At 67.2% G+C, this 20,152-nt stretch carries 21 protein-coding genes and 1 pseudogene; 12 read left to right on the top strand and 10 right to left on the bottom strand.

All coding sequences use genetic code 11. From position 1 onward, the window contains the following. Together IBX18_RS28155 and IBX18_RS28150 are read right to left on the bottom strand one after the other, a co-directional pair. The coding region (locus IBX18_RS28155) for a hypothetical protein (protein ID WP_194836478.1) at positions 1 to 410 on the bottom strand (410 nt) is incomplete at its 3' end. A 184-nt stretch (positions 411 to 594) separates the two neighbouring features. Further along, positions 595 to 1,062, bottom strand: coding sequence for a hypothetical protein (locus IBX18_RS28150; RefSeq protein WP_194836477.1), 468 nt, complete (start codon positions 1,060 to 1,062; stop codon positions 595 to 597). Between the two features lie 524 nt (positions 1,063 to 1,586). Here IBX18_RS28150 and IBX18_RS28145 point away from each other — a divergent pair. Further along, positions 1,587 to 2,327 (top strand): glutamine amidotransferase, encoded by a 741-nt coding sequence (locus tag IBX18_RS28145; RefSeq protein ID WP_194836476.1) that lies wholly within the window; start codon positions 1,587 to 1,589, stop codon positions 2,325 to 2,327. Positions 2,328 to 2,332: 5 nt separating this feature from the next. Here IBX18_RS28145 and IBX18_RS28140 read toward each other — a convergent pair whose 3' ends face one another. Continuing rightward, the gene (locus tag IBX18_RS28140; protein ID WP_194836475.1) at positions 2,333 to 2,674 is read right to left on the bottom strand and encodes a hypothetical protein; all 342 of its coding nucleotides are present in this window, start codon (positions 2,672 to 2,674) and stop codon (positions 2,333 to 2,335) included. A 63-nt stretch (positions 2,675 to 2,737) separates the two neighbouring features. Beyond that, positions 2,738 to 3,097: a MerR family transcriptional regulator gene (locus IBX18_RS28135; RefSeq protein WP_194836474.1), complete on the bottom strand. Its 360-nt coding sequence runs from the start codon at positions 3,095 to 3,097 to the stop codon at positions 2,738 to 2,740. A gap of 136 nt (positions 3,098 to 3,233) precedes the next feature. Here IBX18_RS28135 and IBX18_RS28130 point away from each other — a divergent pair, with 136 nt between their 5' ends. The 4 genes from IBX18_RS28130 (at position 3,234) to IBX18_RS28115 (ending at position 4,608) form a co-directional block, all read left to right on the top strand. After that, entirely contained in the window at positions 3,234 to 3,653 is a 420-nt protein-coding gene (locus IBX18_RS28130) for an Hsp20/alpha crystallin family protein (RefSeq protein WP_194836473.1), read from the top strand. A 264-nt stretch (positions 3,654 to 3,917) separates the two neighbouring features. Then, a complete protein-coding gene (locus IBX18_RS28125) occupies positions 3,918 to 4,130 on the top strand; it encodes a hypothetical protein (protein ID WP_194836472.1) in 213 nt (70 codons plus the stop codon). Positions 4,131 to 4,176: 46 nt separating this feature from the next. Continuing rightward, positions 4,177 to 4,332 carry a hypothetical protein gene (locus IBX18_RS28120; protein WP_194836471.1) on the top strand — a complete coding sequence of 52 codons (156 nt, stop codon included), beginning with the start codon at positions 4,177 to 4,179 and terminating at the stop codon, positions 4,330 to 4,332. Between the two features lie 108 nt (positions 4,333 to 4,440). Beyond that, positions 4,441 to 4,608, top strand: coding sequence for a hypothetical protein (locus IBX18_RS28115; protein ID WP_194836470.1), 168 nt, complete (start codon positions 4,441 to 4,443; stop codon positions 4,606 to 4,608). A gap of 155 nt (positions 4,609 to 4,763) precedes the next feature. Here IBX18_RS28115 and IBX18_RS28110 read toward each other — a convergent pair. The 3 genes and pseudogenes from IBX18_RS28110 to IBX18_RS28100 form a co-directional block, all read right to left on the bottom strand. Next, positions 4,764 to 5,138, bottom strand: a pseudogene (locus IBX18_RS28110) (mismatch-specific DNA-glycosylase); the annotation flags it as partial. Between the two features lie 75 nt (positions 5,139 to 5,213). Further along, the gene (locus IBX18_RS28105) at positions 5,214 to 5,954 is read right to left on the bottom strand and encodes a C40 family peptidase (RefSeq protein WP_194836469.1); all 741 of its coding nucleotides are present in this window, start codon (positions 5,952 to 5,954) and stop codon (positions 5,214 to 5,216) included. A 394-nt stretch (positions 5,955 to 6,348) separates the two neighbouring features. After that, positions 6,349 to 7,227: a LysR family transcriptional regulator gene (locus IBX18_RS28100; protein ID WP_228541813.1), complete on the bottom strand. Its 879-nt coding sequence runs from the start codon at positions 7,225 to 7,227 to the stop codon at positions 6,349 to 6,351. Positions 7,228 to 7,313: 86 nt separating this feature from the next. Between IBX18_RS28100 and IBX18_RS28095 the strand changes: the two genes are divergently transcribed. After that, positions 7,314 to 8,651, top strand: a complete 1,338-nt coding sequence (locus IBX18_RS28095) for an aspartate aminotransferase family protein (protein ID WP_194836468.1) — start codon at positions 7,314 to 7,316, stop codon at positions 8,649 to 8,651. A gap of 3 nt (positions 8,652 to 8,654) precedes the next feature. Here the strand turns inward: IBX18_RS28095 and IBX18_RS28090 are convergent, their stop codons facing one another. Further along, positions 8,655 to 9,203 (bottom strand): hypothetical protein, encoded by a 549-nt coding sequence (locus IBX18_RS28090; protein ID WP_194836467.1) that lies wholly within the window; start codon positions 9,201 to 9,203, stop codon positions 8,655 to 8,657. Positions 9,204 to 9,575: 372 nt separating this feature from the next. Here IBX18_RS28090 and IBX18_RS28085 point away from each other — a divergent pair, with 372 nt between their 5' ends. The 4 genes from IBX18_RS28085 (at position 9,576) to IBX18_RS28070 (ending at position 16,068) form a co-directional block, all read left to right on the top strand. After that, complete coding sequence (locus tag IBX18_RS28085; RefSeq protein ID WP_194836466.1) at positions 9,576 to 10,874, top strand: serine hydrolase; 1,299 nt, start codon at positions 9,576 to 9,578, stop codon at positions 10,872 to 10,874. Between the two features lie 44 nt (positions 10,875 to 10,918). Further along, entirely contained in the window at positions 10,919 to 13,642 is a 2,724-nt protein-coding gene (locus IBX18_RS28080) for a helix-turn-helix transcriptional regulator (RefSeq protein ID WP_194836465.1), read from the top strand. Positions 13,643 to 13,797: 155 nt separating this feature from the next. After that, entirely contained in the window at positions 13,798 to 14,424 is a 627-nt protein-coding gene (locus tag IBX18_RS28075; RefSeq protein WP_194836464.1) for a TetR/AcrR family transcriptional regulator, read from the top strand. Between the two features lie 12 nt (positions 14,425 to 14,436). After that, positions 14,437 to 16,068 (top strand): MDR family MFS transporter, encoded by a 1,632-nt coding sequence (locus IBX18_RS28070; protein ID WP_194836463.1) that lies wholly within the window; start codon positions 14,437 to 14,439, stop codon positions 16,066 to 16,068. 57 nt (positions 16,069 to 16,125) lie between these two features. On the opposite strand, the gene IBX18_RS28065 is transcribed toward IBX18_RS28070, so the two are convergent. Beyond that, positions 16,126 to 17,058: a triacylglycerol lipase gene (locus tag IBX18_RS28065; RefSeq protein ID WP_306796449.1), complete on the bottom strand. Its 933-nt coding sequence runs from the start codon at positions 17,056 to 17,058 to the stop codon at positions 16,126 to 16,128. Beyond that, the gene (locus tag IBX18_RS28060) at positions 17,055 to 18,065 is read right to left on the bottom strand and encodes a glycosyltransferase (RefSeq protein WP_194836462.1); all 1,011 of its coding nucleotides are present in this window, start codon (positions 18,063 to 18,065) and stop codon (positions 17,055 to 17,057) included. The genes IBX18_RS28065 and IBX18_RS28060 overlap by 4 nt, the downstream gene beginning before the upstream one ends. 378 nt (positions 18,066 to 18,443) lie before the next feature. Between IBX18_RS28060 and IBX18_RS28055 the strand changes: the two genes are divergently transcribed. Next, on the top strand, positions 18,444 to 19,508 hold the full coding sequence (locus tag IBX18_RS28055; protein ID WP_194836461.1) for a glycosyltransferase family 4 protein: 1,065 nt from the start codon (positions 18,444 to 18,446) through the stop codon (positions 19,506 to 19,508). Positions 19,509 to 19,582: 74 nt separating this feature from the next. Next, on the top strand, positions 19,583 to 20,083 hold the full coding sequence (locus tag IBX18_RS28050; RefSeq protein WP_194836460.1) for a hemerythrin domain-containing protein: 501 nt from the start codon (positions 19,583 to 19,585) through the stop codon (positions 20,081 to 20,083). The last annotated feature ends 69 nt before the right edge of the window (positions 20,084 to 20,152 follow it).

Below are 20,152 nucleotides of genomic sequence, written 5' to 3'. Positions count from 1 at the left end.
GTGGATTCCACGTTCACCACCGACGAATCCGCGGTCAAGGTGAACCTGCCACTGTTCAGCTCGGTGGAGATGGACTTCAGGTCAGCAGCCGTGGTGGTCTTGAATTCGACGCCCTGCTCGTTACCCGACGCCGACAGGCTATCGGCCCAGCGTGTCTGCTGCGCGGTGTAATCCGTCGCGGACGCCGTACCCGCGTTGGCGAGTGTGGCCACCACCGCGAAAGGCAAAACTACGGTGAGGACCTGACGGCCTGCACGCATGACAGTCTTACGGAACATATTGGTATCTCTCCCGCCCCCGATCCCCATGGAACGCTTTGTCCCCCAGTCGAATCGAAGCGTTGATGTTGATCGAACGAGATATTCATATCCGACAGTCGGCAGAAAACCGAAAAATGTGACGAGCGCCACGTTTGGTTCCGCACGCCCCCTGTGAGTGCGATCCGGCTCGGCGCAAGGTGTACCTGCGTCGGGCCGGACCCGGCGAGAGATCGGGCGATGATCAACCGAACGGGGTCTGCCAAACCAGCACCGGCCGGGTCGAATCGGCCACCAGGTGCCCGCCGAGATAGGCCCGTACCCGCTGCTGACCGGTTCAGCCGGCCAAATCGGCGAGGTGGTGGTGGGATCGGGTGGTGGCGGCGCGGACTGCGGCGGCGATCGCGACTATCGGTGGTATCCAGCGGGCTTCGGTGGGGGAGATCGACCAGGAGGCTGTGCCGTGGGCGAGTCGGGTTGGCGGGAGAGGGATGCTGGTGCCGTCGGTGTGGACGGTCGCCCCTGCGTGGCGCAGTGCTTCGATGGCCATGGCGGCCTTGGTGGCACCGCGGACGAGGTGGATTTCGCGGCGTTGGGTGCCGGGGATTTCGATGACCGGACCGGAGAGGTTGTTGGCGCGCAGGAAGCGGCGGACTGCGGCGGCCATGGCGCCGGTGAGTTCGACGGCGGCGATCTGGTCGTCGGTGATCAGGCTGAGGCCGTTGGCTGTTTCGGCGACCGTCCAGCCGTGGCGGCGGTAGTCGAGTGTTGCCGTGGTGACGGAACTCGGAAACGTCACGGGCACTGCCTTCTCCTTCACCGGGTAGATCGAGGTCTCGCAGCGGGATGTGCAGGTGGTTCGGGCTGCTCGGCCGGAACCTGGGCCAGCAGGCCCAACTCTCACATCTGCACCTGTGCATCAAATCCGTTGCGGCTAAGAGTTTCCCTACAGAAACCTTGCGTTCTTCAACCGCACCAGCGATTCTGCGCGTAACCCCGGTGCGAAACATCGCCCCGCGGTCTCGTCCCTTGTCATCCTTTGGGCGTATCTACCCCGACCCGAGTCATCCCCGACCTTGAGGGTGCGCCCCGAGAAAGAATGGCGAGCCGCAGGCCAGGCGCCTGCGGCTCGCGCACTGAATGCCGATCAACCCCTCGGTGCACGGCTTCAGCTGGGTCGGGACGGTGCCGCGACCGATGTTCGTCTGCCGATGATCCTGACAGTCTCGGCCGATCGGGGGTATCGGTCGTACGACCGACAAGGGGTGAACACGCCACCGGTAGGCGCAAACTCTCGTCCCGACAGTGCCGATCTTGCACAATCGGTGCATGCCCAAGCCCTTTCTGCTGCTCCAGCTACGACCCGAGCGCGCCGCGGCGGACGACGAGTACTTCGCCATCCTGCGCGCGGGCGGACTCGACGCCGGCGACGTGGTGCGGGTGCAGATGGACCAGGGCCTTCCGCACCTCGAACTCGACGATTTCGCGGCGGTGATCGTCGGCGGTGGACCGAGCAATGTCAGCGGCGCGGAGGACAAGAAGTACGACTACCAGCAGCGTTTCGAGCCGGGATTGAAGAAGCTGCTGCTCGAGATCGTCGCCCGCGACTTCCCGTATCTGGGTGCCTGCTACGGCCTGAGCATCCTGGCGGACGTGCTCGGCGGCACGGTGAACGGCGAACGGTACAGCGAGAAAGCGGGCGCGCAGACGATCGAATTGACCGACAGCGGGGCCGAAGATCCGCTGCTGCGCGGCATTCCACGGTCGTTCCGGGCCTTCGGCGGCCACAAGGAGGCGTGCCAGGATGTGCCGCCGGGCGCGGTATTGCTGGCGGGATCGGCCGGTTGCCTGGTGCAGATGATCCGCGTCGGCCGGCAGGTGTACGCAACCCAGTTCCATCCCGAACTCGATGGCGACGGACTCGCGCTGCGCATCGAAATATATCGGCACGCAGGCTATTTCGATCCCGCGGAAGCGGAATACCTGACCGCGCTGGGCCACCGGGAAGAAATCACCGCTCCGAAGGAGATATTGCGCCGCTTCCTCACCAGGTACCGCAGCGAAGATTGAGCAGGTCAGCCGGTGGTGATACCACTGGCGATTTTGACGACCACCTTGTCGGCGGTGACCTCCTGCACCGTGACATTGAACCCGTCGGCGGACTGCGTCTGCCCGGCCGGGACGCTGACCTGCTGGCCACCCACCTTCAGCGTGACGGTATCGCCGTTCACCGCAACGAGTTCCGCGTCCACCCCGATGATGGTGACCTTGGCGTTCACCCCGCGGTCGAAGGTGACCGTGCAACCGCTCACGCCGCAGTCGGTCTTGGTACCCGCACCTTCCGTCGTGCAGGCGGACACTCCGAGCACAGCGAACAGGGCGAGCGCGAGCAGGACGGCCAAGCGGCGAGCAGACATGCCGCCAGAATAGAGCGAATCGGACAAGATCGGGTCCGCCTCGCGTCATTGGTCACACTGCGGCTACCCGGACGACTCCGAACGCCGCCGATTGTTCGCACGAAGAGCGGCGTTGTCGGTGCGCAGGCGGTCGTTGTCGGAATGCAGGTCGGCGTTGGCGTCTTCCAGGTCGAGGATGCGGCCGATGCCCGCGAGATTGATCCCGGCGGCGGCCAGCGTGGTGATGCGGTGTAGTCGAGCGAGATCGTCGCCGCTGTAGCGGCGGGTGCCGCCGTCGCTGCGCGCGGGCCGGACCAGGCCGTGCCGTTCGTAGAGCCGCAGTGTCTGCACACCGATACCGGCCAGGTCGGCGGCCACCGAGATCCCGTACACCGCCTGTCCCGAATCGGGTAGGTGCGTTCCACCCTGCGGCTCTGCCGGCATGGCACTCCTTCTCTCGCAGATTTTCTAGTGTAGACACTTGCACTCACCTGTCGAGAGTGCTAAAACAAATCTATGTCAGATCGCACAGGTTATCTGACCCGACGACGAAGAATGGAGTGAGTTGGAGGTGGCGACCATGCTGATGCGTACCGATCCGTTCCGCGATCTGGACCGTCTCACGCAGCAGGTGTTCGGCACAGCGGCCCGTCCCGCGGTGATGCCGATGGACGCTTGGCGTGAGGGCGACGAGTTTCTGGTGGAGCTCGACCTGCCAGGCATCGACCCGAAGTCACTGGATCTGGATATCGAGCGCAACGTGTTGACCGTTCGTGCGACCCGCCCCGAGCTGGATTCGGCGCGGTCGATGATCGCCGCGGAACGCTCCCGCGGCGTGTTCAGCCGCCAGTTGTTCCTCGGTGAGGGCCTCGACACCGACCACATCCGGGCCGACTACAGCGATGGCGTGCTGCGCTTGAGCATCCCCGTCGCGGAGAAGGCCAAGCCACGCAAGATCGAGATCGAGCACAGCGACCGGCGGCAGGCGATCAACGCCTGACCGGTCCCGGCCCGACGCTTCGTGGAGGAGGCAGAGTCATGCGGCTCGGTTGCGCGGTCGTCCGCCCGGGACCGGGCGGGCCACTCAGCGCGATCCGCCTCCGCCGCGCTGCACAACCAATGGTCAAGCGCGAGTGAGGAAGTGAGGTGAGGCCCGAATCACGACACATCACGTTCCTCTTCCTGGAACAGGCCCGGCCGGTAACCGGGCCTGTTCGACCTATCCGACGACCAGGCCCAGATCACCAGCGTGAGGAGGTTCGCCATGACCACGATTCCCGCAGGCAGCGCCGCCGACTTGGCCGAGCAGCAGGCAGCGGTATACGACTTCGACGTGCCCACCGGACTCGACGAGCCGGCGATCCCTCCGCTGGCCGAGCGCATTCGGGACGCCTTCGAGGCCGCGGACATCACCGACCGCATCGAGCAGTCCTTGATCACCCCGCTCCCCGACGAGGACTACCCCTTTGCCTATTGACCGGGGTCCGTGAGTGGTCCCGGCGTGCCCGGAAGGAAAGCGCCAGATGGTAATTCAGCATGCCCCCGGATTCGCCCTGACCCTCTTCACCGGCGTCGCCGCGCTGGCGGCGCTCGGCGCCCCGCCGATCATCCTGCTCATCCTGCCGACCGTGGGAGCCGGTGCGATGCTGGCAACGATCCTGCGCGATCCCGTCACCTAGGGTCTGTCGCAAAGCCCCGTCAGCCCCCCGACGCATCCGGCCGGCCCTGGCGCCGACGACGTCCGGTGCCATAGGTGCCGTACAGGAGCCGGGACTATGGTGGGGTGCATGGGCGTCATGGGCGAACTGTTTCCGGGTAAGAAGCTGACCGACGAGGGCAGCGGGGACAGCGACGGCCAGTCGCATACCCCTCGGCTTGCCCTCGATCTCGATGCCGGTGTGATCCGGATTTCCGCCCCGGCCGCTTCCTCGGACGAGCCGGTGGCAGGCGACTGAACCGCGCATCCGTCAGATAGTTCGATTTCGATCAGGTATGCCTGCGGCGTGGCGCAACCGCACGAATTCTTTCGCGAGCCGCTGCGGCGGATAGTGCGCGTTGAGACCGCTGGGTTCGGCAACACCCATAGTCGCGTCTCTCCGATGCGGAGATCCTGGAGCCCGAAGGTGGCGTCCGGTCGCTCGTAGCCTGCGCGGAACGCGGTGACCCCGAGGACGGCCAGCCACCGCGGCCGCCAACTGCGCACGCGCTCAGTCAGTTCGGCGGCTCCGGCGAGCAGTTCCACCCGGGTCAGCTCGGCTGCCCTGGCGGTTGGGCGACGAACCATGGTCGTCAAACCCAACCCCCAGGTCGGCAGCTGGTCGGCTTCGGCGGGCGTGAGCACCCGCGGTGTGAAGCCCGACCGATGCAGGGCGGGCCACCACCGGCTGCCGCGGGTCGCGAAGGGCAAGCCCACGGCAGCCGAGGTGAGCCCAGGGTTGATACCGCAGAAGAGCACGTCCAGCTCAGGAGCCAGAATGTCCTTCATCCGCGCTCTCCTCGCTGCCCCGTACCTGCCGTCGACCCTAGAGCGAGTCGGGTCAGCTGCCCGCTCTGTGGGGTGCTAGTTGCGGAATCGGGCGGCACCCGCGTACGGCATCGACGCCAAGGGGGACATGGTGACGCCGGTGCCATAGGTGGAGGCGTGGATGACGTTGCCGTCGCCCGCGTACAGCGCCGAGTGGCCGCCGCCGTAGAACGACACCAGGTCACCGGGGCGCAAATCCTCACGCGGCACCGGGGTTCCGGCAGCGAGCTGGTCATAGCTGGTGCGCGGCACCGAAACTCCGGCCTGCCCGTAGGACCACTGGACCAAGCCCGAGCAGTCGAAGGAGTCCGGGCCCGCCGAGTTGGCGCTGTAGCCGGAGCCGAGCTTGGCGCGGGCGGCGTCGACGGCGACCTCACCGGTGGTCTTCATCGGTGCGACGCGCGGGTACGCCGGCGTCGGCACCTTGATGCCGGGAAGGCCTGCCAGGCTGGAGTATTCGAGGCCTGGAATGTCGGGCAGCGCGAACGTGATTCCAGGAGCGGAGAACTCGGCCCGGGACGGCGCGGCGGAGGGAGCAGCGGATGGCGCGCTCTCCTGCGGTGGGTTCGCGACCTGAACGCCGGGAAGGCCAGGGGGAAGCGGGATTTCGTTCGGCACCTCGAAGGTGCCGAGGCCGGGTACGGTAACTGGCTGGGCCGAGGCCTCTGCGGCGGAGAACAGGAGCGCGCCGGAGACTGCTGCTCCCGCGGCAAGTGTCCACCAGAACACCCGCCGCAGCGAGTGGGTATATCGGACGTCGTCGGTTTCCGATGCCATGATCAGGTCCTCCGATGGTCATTTCGAAGGCCTTGGCTCGGTCGTGCAACGCCGCACGTGATGGCGCTCCGGACTTCACCAAGTCTTCGAATAGATTCGAGAACATCACGGTGATCTGTCAGTCCAAGCGGATCCGATTTCCATCCTTCGACACAAACGTGGTCGAACAAATTCCGACACACGCAAAGCCGATAACAAAACGATAACTATATATCCAATCGTTATAGTAAATAGGCCCTGACCAGGGTGTATGCAAGTTATCGGCAGCGGCAATTATCGGATGGCCTGGCCGTGCCGACCGGGCAATTATCGGGGTTACGGCCGATTTCGCCGGGTGGCGCGCTGTCGATCGGGCCGTTCTCAGCCCTCGATCGGGCCGGTCGCGCCGGGTAGATCACCGTGTCGGCGCAAGGCATCGAGCACCACGGGTCACCGCGGCCCGCGGCGGTGCGCCGCGCCGGATGACCGCGGTGATCGATCGGGTGACCGGGCGCGCGAGTTCCCGTGTCGCAGTGCGATAGCGCGGATCGACGGCGAGTCCGGGCAGCAGCGCGATGGAGAGTCCGGCCTCGACATGCTGCAGCGTCATCATGTAATTGCTGAAGCGGCAGACTATCCGCGGCTCGAAGCCTGATTCCCGGCAGAGCCGGGTCGCCAGATTCGCCATGTAGGACTTGGGCATATCGAAGGCCCACGGCTCGTCGGCGTACGCGGCGAGGTCGGCCGGTCCGCGGGCGGCGCGATCGGGCGGCAGTATCAGCACGATCGGATCGGTGGCCAGCGGCACGATGTCGATATCCGGGCCGAGCGGCTGCTCCACGAAATCCGTTGTGGTGATGATGATGTCGGCGTCGCCGACCCGCAGCGCGCGCATGCTCTCGTGTGGCTCCAGCTCGTGCAGCTCGACCGCGAGGTGCGGGTGGGTGTGCGCGAGCCGGGTCACCGCGGGCACGCACAGCGAATGAATGGCGCTTTGAAAAGCGCCGAGCCGGACCAGCCCGACTGCCTCCGCACCGAGGCCGCGCAACTCCGCCTCGACCGCGCCCATGTGGTCGAGGATCGCCCTGGCGCGGCGGGCCAGGATCAACCCGGCCGGTGTCAGCCGGACCCGGCGGCCGGTGCGTTCCAGCAGCTGCGTACGGGTTTCGGCCTCCAGTACCGCCAGTTGCTGGGACACGCTGGACGCACTCAGGTTGGCCGCCTGCGCGACCGCGCGAACGGTGCCGAGGGAGTCGAGCTGGCTGAGCAAACGCAAACGCCAAGGGTTCAGCATTGCTCGATTGTTGTACGGCTATACCGAACAGCACAGCCGGAATTGTGAGATGGACGTGGCGCTCGCCTCGTCCTTACCGTCGAAACATGGCTTCCCCCACCTTCACGCCGCGGCCCACCGAGGACTTCTGGGCCGACACCGACCGTCACCTCGTGCGCTATGCGGGCGCGGGCACCTTCACTCCCGAGATCATCACCCGCGCCGCCGGGAGCTTCCTCTACACCGAAAGCGGCAGGGAGATACTGGATTTCACATCCGGACAGATGAGTGCGATTCTCGGACACTCGCACCCCGACATCGTCGCGACGGTCCGCCACCAGGTCGGCGAGCTCGACCACCTGTTCAGTGGCATGCTCAGCCGTCCCGTCGTCGACCTCGCCCGCAGGCTGGCGGGCACCCTGCCCGACCCGCTGCAAAAGGCACTGCTGCTGACCACCGGGGCCGAGGCCAACGAGGCGGCGATCCGAATGGCCAAGCTGGTCACCGGGAAACACGAGATCGTCTCGTTCGCCCGCTCGTGGCACGGGATGACCCAGGCCGCTGCCAGCGCCACCTACAGCGCGGGCCGCAAGGGTTACGGTCCGGCCGCACCCGGCAACTTCGCCATCCCGGTGCCGCACACCTACCGGCCCGACTTCACCACGGCCACAGGCGAACTCGACTGGCAGCGACAGCTCGACTTCGCCTTCGACCTGATCGACGCTCAATCGGTCGGCAGCCTGGCCGCCTGCATCGTCGAGCCGATCCTGAGCTCCGGCGGGGTGGTCGAACCGCCGCCCGGGTACTTCGCCGCGTTGCACGAGCGGTGCCGCGAGCGCGGCATGCTGCTGATCCTCGACGAAGCGCAGACCGGACTGTGCCGCACCGGATCCTGGTACGCATTCGAGCGCGACGGCATCGTGCCCGACATCCTCACCTTGTCCAAGACGCTCGGCGCCGGGCTGCCGCTCGCCGCCGTGCTCACCAGCGCCGAGATCGAGCAGGAGGCGCACGATCGCGGCTTCCTGTTCTTCACCACGCACGTCGCGGATCCCTTGGTGGCCGCGGTCGGCAACACCGTGCTCGACGTGCTCATTCGCGACCGGCTCGACGTGCGGGCCGCCGAGCTCGGCGCCTTCCTGCGGCGTGGGCTGGAGCGAATCGCCGAGCGGCACAACGTCGTCGGAGATATTCGCGGCCGTGGACTGCTGGCGGGGCTGGAACTGGTTGTCGACCGCGCGACCAAGGAGGGCTCGGACGAACTCGGTGCTGAGGTGACCCGCCGCTGCCTCGAACTGGGCCTGCACATGAACATCGTGCAGTTGCCCGGCATGGGCGGCGTCTTCCGCATCGCCCCGCCGCTGACCGCCACCGAGGACGAACTGTCGCTCGGCCTGGCCATTCTCGACGAGGCGATCGGCGACGCGGCCGCGCGGCTGCTTTGACGGTTAGGTCAGGTTGCCGTCGGTGCACAGGCTCGCGGAGCGCCAGGACGGTCCGGGGCGCGGTGCGTCCGGATCGAAGACCCACTGCGAGATCGGGCCCGCCGCCTTCCAATACAGCTTTCCGGAGCGGTCCGCGACCACCTGGTAGATGTCCTCGTTGCCTTCGATGAGCTGGCCGCCGACGCAATAGTCGGTGTACTCGGTCCCGGGTTGGCGTGCGCCCGCACTGAACAGGCCCGCGGGGTCGGCGTAAGCGCCGGGGTTGGGAACGGTGCTCGGCCTGCTCGCGGCAGGCACGTTCGACCACACCGGCGCCCCGCGGTCGGTCCCGCAGCGGAAGCTCTGACCGCCGGCGGCGACCGTCGCGCCCTGCGGGTGCGGTGCGCCGGCCCACAGGCATTGCTTGCCCGCACCGACAGCGGTGGTTCGTGCGTCGGCGGCGGCCGTTCCGGCGCCGAACGCGAGGCCGCCGGCTATCGCGGCGATCGCGAGCAGCGCCGTGCTCGAACGGCGGATGTTGATCGACTGCACGGGTAAAACACGTCGCGCCATGGCCTCGTTGCCTCTCTGGTCTGATGTGCTCGCGTAATCGGAATGAGTGCATCTACTGAGATCAATAGTAGATGAAGTCTCCGCAGCGCTTCATGATGCCCAGTGCGCGTTGTGCTAGCTCGACTAAAATGCAGCTCAGAAGGTCTGTCGGGGAGATGTGGCAGCGATTGCGGACGTCGTAAACCGAGGCATGGTGAGATGAATCACGTATCTAAATAGTAGATAGAACTGCCCCCAGCGCGCTGGCCACGACAACTATGGGCACGCCGGACGGTAACCGGAACGCTGTCCTCCTCGATGTGCCGAGCAGAACCCGTCGAGAAATGGGGGCGCGGAGTGCGTCGTTCACTGAAAAGCCTTGTGGTGTCGACGATGACGGCCGCGACCGTATTCCTCGGTACCGGAATCGTCGGTGGCACAGCCGATGCCGCGCCGCCCGGACAACGGCAGTGCGCCGTCGTCGACGGACGGAAACCGCAGACCGCGACACCCGAGGAAGTGGGACTCGACGCGGTGGCATTACGCGCAGCGGTGACGTTCGCGGCGGACCCGTCGCGGCTCAACGTGCAGGTCTACCGCCACAACTGCTTGATCGCGACCGGACCGAGGAACGACCGGACCGGCGGGATCCCGTGGAACCTGTGGAGCAGCACGAAGAGCGTGGTCTCCATGGTCGCGGGCATCGCCGTCGACGAGGGCAGGCTGCGGCTCGATGCCCCGATCGACACCTATCTCCCGGCCGGGCTCGGCGACGCGGCACACCGCGCGATCACCGTCCGCAGCCTGCTCACCGAGACCTCCGGTATGCAGGTGGCGGTGGCCTCGGAGGGCATCACCGGGCTGGCGCAGATCGACCCGAACGTGGTGGCGCAGGCGCTGGCGATGCCGATCGAGCGGCCGCAGGGCGAGGTGTGGAAGTACAGCCAGCGCGCCGTCGACCTGCTCGTCTATGTGGTGCAGCAGGCGGTGGGCGCCGACTTCCAGGCTTATGCCCAGCGAAAGCTGTTCGACCCGTTGGGTATTCAACGCACCGATTACCACTGGGCTCGCGACCGCAGCGGCAACACCTATGGGTACGCGCATCTGGTACTGCCGCCCGACGATTTCGCCAAGCTCGGCCTGCTGCTCGTCAATCACGGGAACTGGCACGGCGATCAGATCATCTCCGCCGAGTATCTGGCCCAGGCCGGCCGGTCGACGCCTACCAACGAGTGCTACGGGTTCCTCCTCGTGGTGAACGGGCCGCGCTGCACCGTCGAGCTGCCCGGACTGCCGTCGGACGCGGTGAAGATGGGCGGCATGATGCGCCAGGACAACTTCATCGTGCCCAGCCTCGGCCTGCTGGTCAGCTGGACTGGCGTGACCGTTCCCGGTGGCGCGGTGAGCTTTCCGCACGACGTGCTGCGCGGCATCGTCGCGGCGTTCCGGGAGCCGCGCCTGCCGGACCCGGGACCCTATGCGCAGCAACCGGATATCAGCCTCGCCGACCCGATGATCTCGAATCCGGACGCCACCTTCGGCGCTTTGGGCCTCGGCCCGTTCGCTTACCCCGGCTGCGGCCCGCTCGAGTGCCTCGGTAAGTCGCTCGCGCCACCCTTCGATGATTGGCCACCGGGCTGTTTCATCCTCGGGTGCCTCGGCTCGGACCCGGCAACACCGGGCATTAGATAGCACTGCCTGCGTGTGCTGCACTTTTGGATAGGTAGCGTCCAGCAATGCTCTACGGACGTATCGAGGAACTGGCGGTCATCGATCGTTTGCTGAGTCAGGCCAAGGCCGGGGCCAGCGGCGCGCTGCTGCTGCGCGGACAACCGGGCATCGGCAAGACGGCATTGCTCGAGTACGCGGCGGCCACCGACGGTATGCGGGTGTTGCGCGGTACCGGTGTCGAGTCCGAGGCGGAACTGCCGTTCGCCGGCCTGCACATGCTGCTCGGCCGGTGCCTGGACCGGATCGAGGCGCTGCCGGAACCGCAGCGGCGGGCGCTGGAAGGTGCGTTCGGACTGGTGTCGGTGCCGTCGACCGAGCGGCTGCTGGTCGGTCTCGCGGTGCTCTCGCTGCTCGCCGAGCTGGCCGAGGAGACGCCCGTGCTCTGCGTCATCGATGACGCCCAGTGGCTGGACCGCGCGTCGGCGGAGGCGCTGGTGTTCGCCGCGCGACGGTTGCATGCCGAGGGTGTTGCGGTCCTTTTCGCCGCGCGGGACGGCGAAACCGCGTTCTCGGCGCCCGGCCTGCCCGAGTTGACGGTGACCGGGCTGGCGCAGACCGACGCGGTCGACATGCTGGACCGGCATGGCAACGATCTCACGCCCACCGTCCGGTTCCGCGTGCTGACCGAAGCATGCGGCAATCCCCTTGCGCTGCTGGAACTTCCGGCCGCTTTCGCGGTCGAGCTGTCGGGGGCCAGACGGCCGCTCGCGCTCCCGCTGACCACCCGGCTGCAGGCCGCCTTCTACGGCCAGGTGAGCAAGCTGCCCGAGGCGACCCGGACGCTGCTGCTCGTCGCGGCGGAGGACACCGGCGACCTCGATCTGGTGTTGCGCAGCGCGGCGCTGCTCGGGTTCGGTCTCGCGGATCTGGTGCCCGCCGAGCAGGCCGGCCTGATCCGGATCGCCGATCACGTGGTGACGTTCCGGCATCCGCTGGTGCGCGCGGCGGTGTCCCAGGGCGCACCGGTGAGCGGCCGCCTCGCGGTGCACCGCACGCTGGCCGCGGCGCTGGACGGCTCGAACGATATCGACCGCCGCGCTTGGCATTTGGCCGCGGCGGCCACCGGCCCCAGTGAAGGGGTGGCGGCGGTGCTGGAGAACACCGCGGCGCGCGCCGGTCGACGCAATGGCCACGCGGCGGCCGCGGCGGCATACGAACGGGCGAGCCAGCTGACCGCGGACCCGGCGGCCAGGTCGCGGCGGTTGACCCTGGCCGCCGAGGCCGCCAACGAGATGGGCGATTTCGACCGGGCCCGTGCGTTGGCCGAGTCGGTGCCCGAGGACGGTGCGGGCATGGTGCTGCGGGCCCGGCTGCTCGCGCTGCGCGCGGCCGCGGAGTTCGGCACGGGAGCGTTACGCAGTGCGCACGCCCTGTTGTGCACGGGCATCGATCTGATCGCGGCCGAGGACGACCCGAACGCGCACGCGCGGCTGACCGAGATGATCTTCCTCGCCTGGCATATCAGTTGGCAGGCAGGCGATTCGGTGTTGCTCGGCCGGACCGCCGAGCGGCTGGAGGCGCTGAGCCTGCCGGACACCGATCCGCTCGCCCCCGTGTGCCAGTTGCTGATCTGGCTCACCCGGCTGCCGCTCGGCCGCCCGGTCGCCGATCTGCCTCCGCTGCCCGAGGTGGCCGCCGCCGCGCGCCGGATCAGGGCCGATGATCTGCGCGGCATCATTCTGACCGGCAGTGCGAGCCTGGCCGCCGGTGCGGACGCCGAGAGCAACGAGCTGGCGGCCTCGGTGGCCGCGCTGCTGCGCAACCAGGGACGGATCGGCCTGCTGTCACCCGCGCTGACCTACCTGGCGACCACCCAGCTCTTCTTCGGCAGATACGCCGACGCACAGGCGAACGCGACCGAGGCGGCGCAGATCGCGCTGGATACCGGGCAGCCCGGTTGGCACGCCCAGGCCAACTCCATCCTGGTGAATCTCGCTGCGCTACAGGGTGATGAGCCGGCCTGCCGGTCGGCCGCCGAGGCGGGTTTCGGCACGGCCAACGGGAGTGCCCTTGGGTCGCCGGGGGTGCAGTGGGGACTGAGCCTGCTCGATCTCGGATACGGTCGTGCGGAGGTGGCGCTGTGTCGTCTGGAAGAGGTGGTGCGCAACGCGATGCCGTATCGGCTGCCGGTCATCCGCTGCACCCCTGATCTGGTCGAGGCCGCGGTACGGATCGGCGAACCCGACCGCGCGGCAACGGCTTTCGCCAGATTCACCGGCTGGGCCACGCATGCCGGGCAACCGTGGATCGACGCGCTCGTGCAGCGTTGCCTGGCGTTGCTCGCGACCGACGACGCGGCCGACGGGCACTACCTCGCCGCACTCGAACTACACGATCAGGCTCGCCCGTTGGAGCGGGCACGCACCCAACTGCTGTACGGCGAATGGCTGCGCCGCGAGCGCCGCACCATCGAGGCGCGCACCCACCTGCGGGCCGCGGTGCAGACCTTCGATCGGCTCGGCGCGGCACCGTGGGCCGACCGCGCCCGCACCGAACTCGACGCCAGCGGTGCGGCCGTGCCGACCAGCCGCCCGCCCGGTGTCCTCGCCGCGCTCACTCCGCAGGAGTTGCAGATCGTGCGGCTGGCCGGCCGGGGCATGTCCAATCGCGATATCGCCGCGCAGCTGTTTCTCAGCCCGCGCACCATCGGCCACCATCTCTACAAGGCCTACCCCAAGCTCGGCGTCACCTCGCGCACCGAGCTCTCCGCACTGCCGCTCTTCGACTGACATTCAGCCTGAATCGGCTGTGCAGCTTGGCTATTCACGCAACAGAGCGCGGTCGGGCGGACCTTCCTTCGATGCCCGGCGAGCCGTGCGGGAGTGAGCACCATCACAGAATATTGCACTGTCTGAAATTTTGCAGTTTGTGTTAAATTTTGGCCATGCCACCGTCCACCCGCGCGGAGTCCCCGGTCGGGCTCCGCGCCCAGAAGAAACGCCAAACCCTGCTCGACCTGTGTATGGCCGCGCGGCGGTTGGCCGTCGAGCGTGGGTTCGACGCGACCACCGTCGAGGACATCGCCAAGGTCGTCGGGGTCTCGCCGCGCACGTTCTTCAACTACTACGACACCAAGCTCGACGCGCTGGTCGGCCCGATCGAGGAGATCGGTACCCCGGAAGCGCGGGAAACGTTCATCGCCGGTGGGCCGAGCGGCATGCTGATGCAAGACCTGACCTGGCTCTTCGCCGCCTCCTTCGCGCCGGAAGAGGAGGTGCGCGAAGCGATTTCGCTGGTGGTCGAGCTCATCAAAGCCGAGCCGCGGGTGCTGGCGGGCTTCATGGCGGCCGGTGTCCGGCAGGAGGCCCTGGTCGGTGAACTGCTCACCGCGCGTGCGGGCGAACCGGTCTCGGCCGAATTCGCTTCGCTCGCAGCGGGAGTCATGACGGCGATCACCACCCGGGCGGTGATGTCCTCGGCCGAGGACACGACCAGATCGCTGACCGCGGCGATACACGAGCACTGCGCGATGGCCGCCCGGCTGTTCGACAAGCCCGACGACGGAAATTAGGAGACGTGCCACATGACCACCACGGCTGACTCGCCGCCTACCCCCATTGTCTTGACCCAGAAGCGAATCTGGCTCATCTTCTCCGCGCTCATCGCGGGCATGTTCCTGGCCAGCCTGGACCAGATGATCGTCGGCACCGCGATGCCGACCATCGTCGGCGAGCTCGGCGGCGTCTCGCACATGGCCTGGACCGCGACGTCGTACCTGCTGGCCACCACCATCGTGATGCCGATCTACGGCAAATTCGGTGACATGTTCGGCAGGCGTTGGCTTTTCCTGTTCGCGGTGACCGCGTTCACCGCCGCGTCCGTCGGCGCCGCCGCCTCGACCAGCTTCTGGGAGTTCATCGTCTTCCGCGGCCTGCAGGGTGTCGGCGGTGGCGGCCTGATGATTCTGGCGCAGGCCATCATCGCCGATGTGGTGCCCGCCAAGGATCGCGGCAAGTACATGGCGCCGATGGGCGCCGTCTTCGGTGTCACCTCGGTCGCCGGACCGCTGCTCGGCGGCTTCTTCGCCGACACCCTCGGCTGGCGCTGGTGCTTCTGGATCAATGTGCCGATCGGCCTCGCGGCGCTGTTCATCGCCTTCCGCTACCTGAGCGTCCCCAGCCATCGGCCCAAGACCAAGCCGGACTACCTCGGCGTGGTGCTGATGTCTTCGGCGACAACGTTGTTGATCCTGATCACCGACTGGGGCGGCAAGCAGTACGCATGGGGTTCGACGACGATCGTGACGATGATCGCCGCGCTGGTGATCGTGGTGGCCGCCTTCGTCATGGTGGAAGCACGGGCCGAGGAGCCGATGCTGCCGCTGTGGTTGTTCCGTAACCGCACCTTCGTGCTGACCTCGGTGATCGGCCTGCTGGTCGGCCTGGTCATGTTCGCCGCGATCGGCTTCATCCCGACCTACTTGCAGATGGCCACCGGCCTGTCCGCCTCGGTGTCGGGTCTGCTGCTGATCCCGATGATGCTCGGCATGATGCTCACGCTGATCAGCTCGATGGCGGCGATCACCAAGACCGGCCGCTACCGGGTCTACCCGCCGCTCGGCGCGTTGTTCATGCTGGCGGGCCTGCTGTGGCTGACCCGGCTCGACGCGCACACCGCGATGTGGGTGGTGTCGGCGATGCTGTTCGTGATCGGCGCGGGCCTCGGCCTGATCATGCAGATCATCGTGCTGGTCGTGCAGAATGCCGTGACGCCCAACCAGATCGGCACCGCGACCAGCGCCAACAACTACTTCCGCGAGATGGGTGGCGCGATCGGTGTCGCGATCTTCGGCTCCATCTTCACCAGCCGGCTGACCGAGGGCCTCACCGACGCGTTCACGTCGCACGGCCCGGAGGTCATGGCGGCGAAGCTCGACCCGGGGGCGCTGGTGCCCTCGGTGGTGAAGAACCTGCCCGATGGGCTGCACGACGCGATCGTCGGTGCCTACGTGGACGCGCTGGTCCCCGGCTTCTGGTACCTGATTCCCGGTGGCGTCATCATCTTCTTGCTCGCGCTGTTCATTCCGCAGCTGAAGCTCTCCGATGAGGCGGGCATGGTCGCGCGCGGCGAAGCGGTGATGGAAGAGGAGTCGGACCGGACTGTCTCGGCGCAGGACGAGGATCCGGATCCACGGCTGGTCTCGGATCGGCGCTGACGGCAACAGAACACCGGGCGGTAGGGCGAAAGCCTTACCGCCCGGAGCTGTTTCGGCTCAGCCGCATGCGGTGCCGGTGTAGCTCGGATCGAGGGCCTTCTCGATGATGTAGGCGACGGTGGGGGATTGGGGCAGGGTGCCGTGGTCGAAAGTGTCGGTGGGGCAGAGGTCTTGGACCCAGACGTTGTCGACCGTCGCACCGGGGCCTGCCTGGAGAAAGGTGGCTTCCGGTGGGGTGGAGGCGTCGTCGTGCGTGCTGGCGATCACCGTGTAGTCGATGCCCGGCACGGTGTCGCCCTCGGCGTTGAGGTTCCGGATGAAGTCGCTGCCCACAAGCTGTTGTGCGGCAGCGACTCCGGCGATCGGAGGCAGTGCGGCGGAGAAGGCCGCGGTGCCACCGGGCGGGAGCCGCGTCGCCACACCGCGCATGGTCGAGCCGTGGTTGGTGCCCGCGAGCGAGATCAGGCGGCCGACCGTGTCCGCGCCCCCGCCGACCCGCAGGTACTGGCGCGACATCACCGCACCCTGCGAATGGCCGACCAGGTCGACCTTTTCCGCACCCGTGGCCGCGCGGATCCGGTCTACGAACGCGGCGAGTTCGCCGGCCGAGGCACCGATGTCGCCGGTGCCGTACATCCCCCGCAGCGCGCCGAGCACGCTCGACGTGTCACGGCCGTAGTTCACCGAGAAGACGCAGTAGCCTTCGGCTTTCAGCTGCGGGGCCAGGACATCCCAGTCGTTCTGGTTCCCCCAGGTGCCGTGCACCAGCACCACGGGCCGGGGATGGGCCGGGGTGGGACGGCACGCCCAGTCATTGGAACCTGCGGGTGGCGTGCTGCCGTCCGGGTCCTTGCCGACAGCGCTCCCGGTGCCGACGCCGCCGGGGTCGGGAGCGGCCTGCGCACCCGAGACACACAGTGCGCAGACAACCCCCGCCACCGCGGTCGCCGCCGTCAGCCTGCGCCGCCACGTCACCGAAGTATCCGTCACTCGGCCACTTGCAGGCGGCGGGCCTGCTGCATGGTGGACAGCATGGCGAGAGTCGCTTCGGCGCCTTGGTTCTCGTTGCGTCCGGTGGGTTCCAGCCCGTCGCAGCAACCGCCGCTGTTCGGGTCCATGAGCGGCGTCGAGACATCGTTCTCGCCACGGAACCAGGCCTCGCACAACATGACCGCGTCCCGCCAATGATGGTCGTGGGTGTCGTCGTAGGCCCGGGCGCAGGCATCGGCCAAGCTGGCGACCTCGATCGGCTGCTGGTCGAAACCGGGACGTTTCTCGCCCGTCGCCCAACCGTCGATCGGGGTGACCGAGAGGTGGTCGCCTGCGGTCTCGGTCTCCAGTAGCCAGCGCAGCATCGCCAATCCATCGGCGTGCGTGCGATTCTGGTCCGGTGCGGCACCGGCCACCAGCAGCGCTTCGGCCAGCACGGCGTTGGCGTAGTGCAGCCGGGGCTCGGGCCACCGCCAGTCGAGACGGCGGGTCGGCGGGCCGATCAGCGCGGCGGTATCGGCCAATAATGCTTGGGCCGTGAGATTTCCGGGGCTCGCGTGCAGCACCTCGGCCGCGCCGAGTGCGGCGAAGGCCATCGCCCGCGGGAACTGGGAACGCTGCTTGGCGCCGATGGTGAAGTGCGCCAACGCCTTTTCGGCCAGGTCGGACCTGCGGGCGGCGGCGGTGCCCAGCGCCCAGAGGGCGCGGCCCCAATGATCCTCGACGGTCGGTTCGTCCTGCCAGTTCAGATCCTTGCCGCGGCGGTTGTGGCAGCGGCCGTCCTCGGTGAGCGCCGCGACGACGAAGCGCGTGTACACCTGGGCGAGCGCGTTCAGCTCTTCGGTCGGCTCGGGTTCGCGGGCCACCACGACGAGGGCCCGCGCGACATCGTCTACGCAGTAACCGTTCTCGTGCCGCGGCGTGGTGAGCCTGGCGTGTTCGAAGATGCCGACGTCGTCGCTGAGTCGTGCCAGGTGGGCGTAGGAGATGGTGATGGTTTCGCTCATGCTGTAGCCAACTTCGCATCGGCTTGTCGCGTCTCTGCGGCAAGCGCATGGTATGTCCCGTGCGGAAAATCCGTCGATACCACCGGTCTACCCGCTGTGACGGCATCTATCAGAACTCCGGATGTCTGACCCAATGTCAGCCTTCCTGATTCGAGTCAGCGCCGCCGGTGCCGCTGTCTGCCCAGCCACTCGATTGGCTGATCGTGTTGCGCGGAAGCGCTCGAGAATCCGGTCCGGAACACGACACGGGCGGATCGACCACTAGGCCTCGATGGTAACACTAAGGTGGCCCATAACTGCCGTGATAGAGTAGTGGCATCAAGTCCGCCCGTTCCGGGACGGCTCTCGGCGGTGAATTCGCCAGTAATCGAGGATTATATGAAAATCGGCGTAATCGCGTCGGTCGCTCGTCGTACGCCACCGAAAAACTATGGCCCGTGGGAGCACATTGCCGCCACGCTGGCCGAGGGTTTCGTCGCGCGCGGACACGACGTCACCCTGTTCGCCACGGCGGATTCCGAGACCTCGGCGCGGCTGGTCGCGCCGGTGCCGTCCGGGTACGCCGAAACCGCTGGCGCGGACGCGAAAGTGGCTGAGGCGCTGCATAATTCGACCGCCTTCGGGCAAGCCGGTGAGTTCGATGTGCTCGCCAACCACTTCGATTTCATGCCGCTGACCTACAGCCGCCTGGTGTCGACCCCGATGGTCACCACCATTCACGGCTTTTCCTCGCCGAATATCGTGCCGGTGTATCAAGCATTCGACGATATCGCGCACTATGTGGCGATCAGCGATGCGGACCGGCACCCCACGCTGAACTATGCGGCGACAATTCATCACGGTATCGATCTCGCCCAGTTCACCTTTCGGCCCGAACACGGCGAATATCTGCTCTTTCTCGGGCGAATTCACCCCGACAAGGGGACGCACCTGGCGATCGAGGTGGCGCGGCTCACCGGGCTGCCCCTGATCATCGCGGGCGTGGTGCAGGACGAGGAGTACTTCCGTACCGCGGTCGAACCGCACCTCGACGACGCCGCGGTGACCTACGTCGGCCCCGTGGGCCCGCAACGCCGGGACGAACTGCTCGGCGGCGCCCGCGCGCTACTGCACCTGATCGGCTTCGCCGAACCGTTCGGCCTCGCGGTCGTCGAAGCACTCGCCACCGGAACACCGGTCATCGCAACGCCGTTGGGCTCGATGCCGGAGCTCATCCGGGACGGCGTCACCGGGTTCCTGGTGACCGACGTCAACGCGGCAGCGGCCGCGGTAGCCGAGCTCGGGAAGCTTGATCGACGCGCCGCCCGCGACGACGCGCAGGCACGCTTCAGCGCGGACCGGATGATCGACGACTATCTGGCGCTGTTCGAGCGCATCGTGCCCGCGACCCCACAGCAGCAGGGCATCGGTTCACCCGGCCTGTTCTCGCACGCGGGGCTGTAAGCAATCCACTGGTTTCGCGGGTCTGTCAGCGGGAACGTCCGGCACATAGTCCGGCCGAACCCGAGGAGTTACCGATGTCTACCGATGCCATTGTGCTGTTGCGTGAGGATCACAAAGCGATCCGCAAACTGTTCCGCGACTTCGAAAAGGCGGGGGACAGCGCCAAGGCCACCAAGGGCCGCCTGGTCGACAAGATCATCGAGGCGCTCACCGTGCACACCTATATCGAGAACGAGGGCATGTATCCGGAGGTCCGCAAGCTGATCCCGGACCTCGAAAGCGACATTCTCGAATCGTACGAAGAGCACCACGTCGCAGACCTGCTCGTGCAGGAGCTGGCGACGATGAAGCCCGACGATGAGCACTTCACCGCGAAGGCCACCGTGCTGATCGAGAACGTCGAGCACCACATCGAGGAAGAAGAGGACGAGTGGTTCCCGCAAGTCCGCGAGCACCTGGGACGTAAGCAGTTGCAGGAAATCGGGGCGCGGCTGCTCGAACTGAAGAAGAAGGCGCCCACCTCGCCCGCGCAGCCCTCGGCGGTGAAGAAGGCGGTCGACGCGGTGATCTCCTGAGCTGCGTCGGGCGGCTAGGGCCGGTGTCGAGGTCGCATTCGGCGCCGCTGGGGGCCTGGCCGGTTGCTG

This window comes from Nocardia sp. XZ_19_369, assembly GCF_015355715.1.
Taxonomy (GTDB): Bacteria; Actinomycetota; Actinomycetes; order Mycobacteriales; family Mycobacteriaceae; genus Nocardia.
The sequence above is the reverse complement of the archived record's forward strand: the minus strand, read 5'-3'. Positions and strand labels throughout refer to the sequence as shown.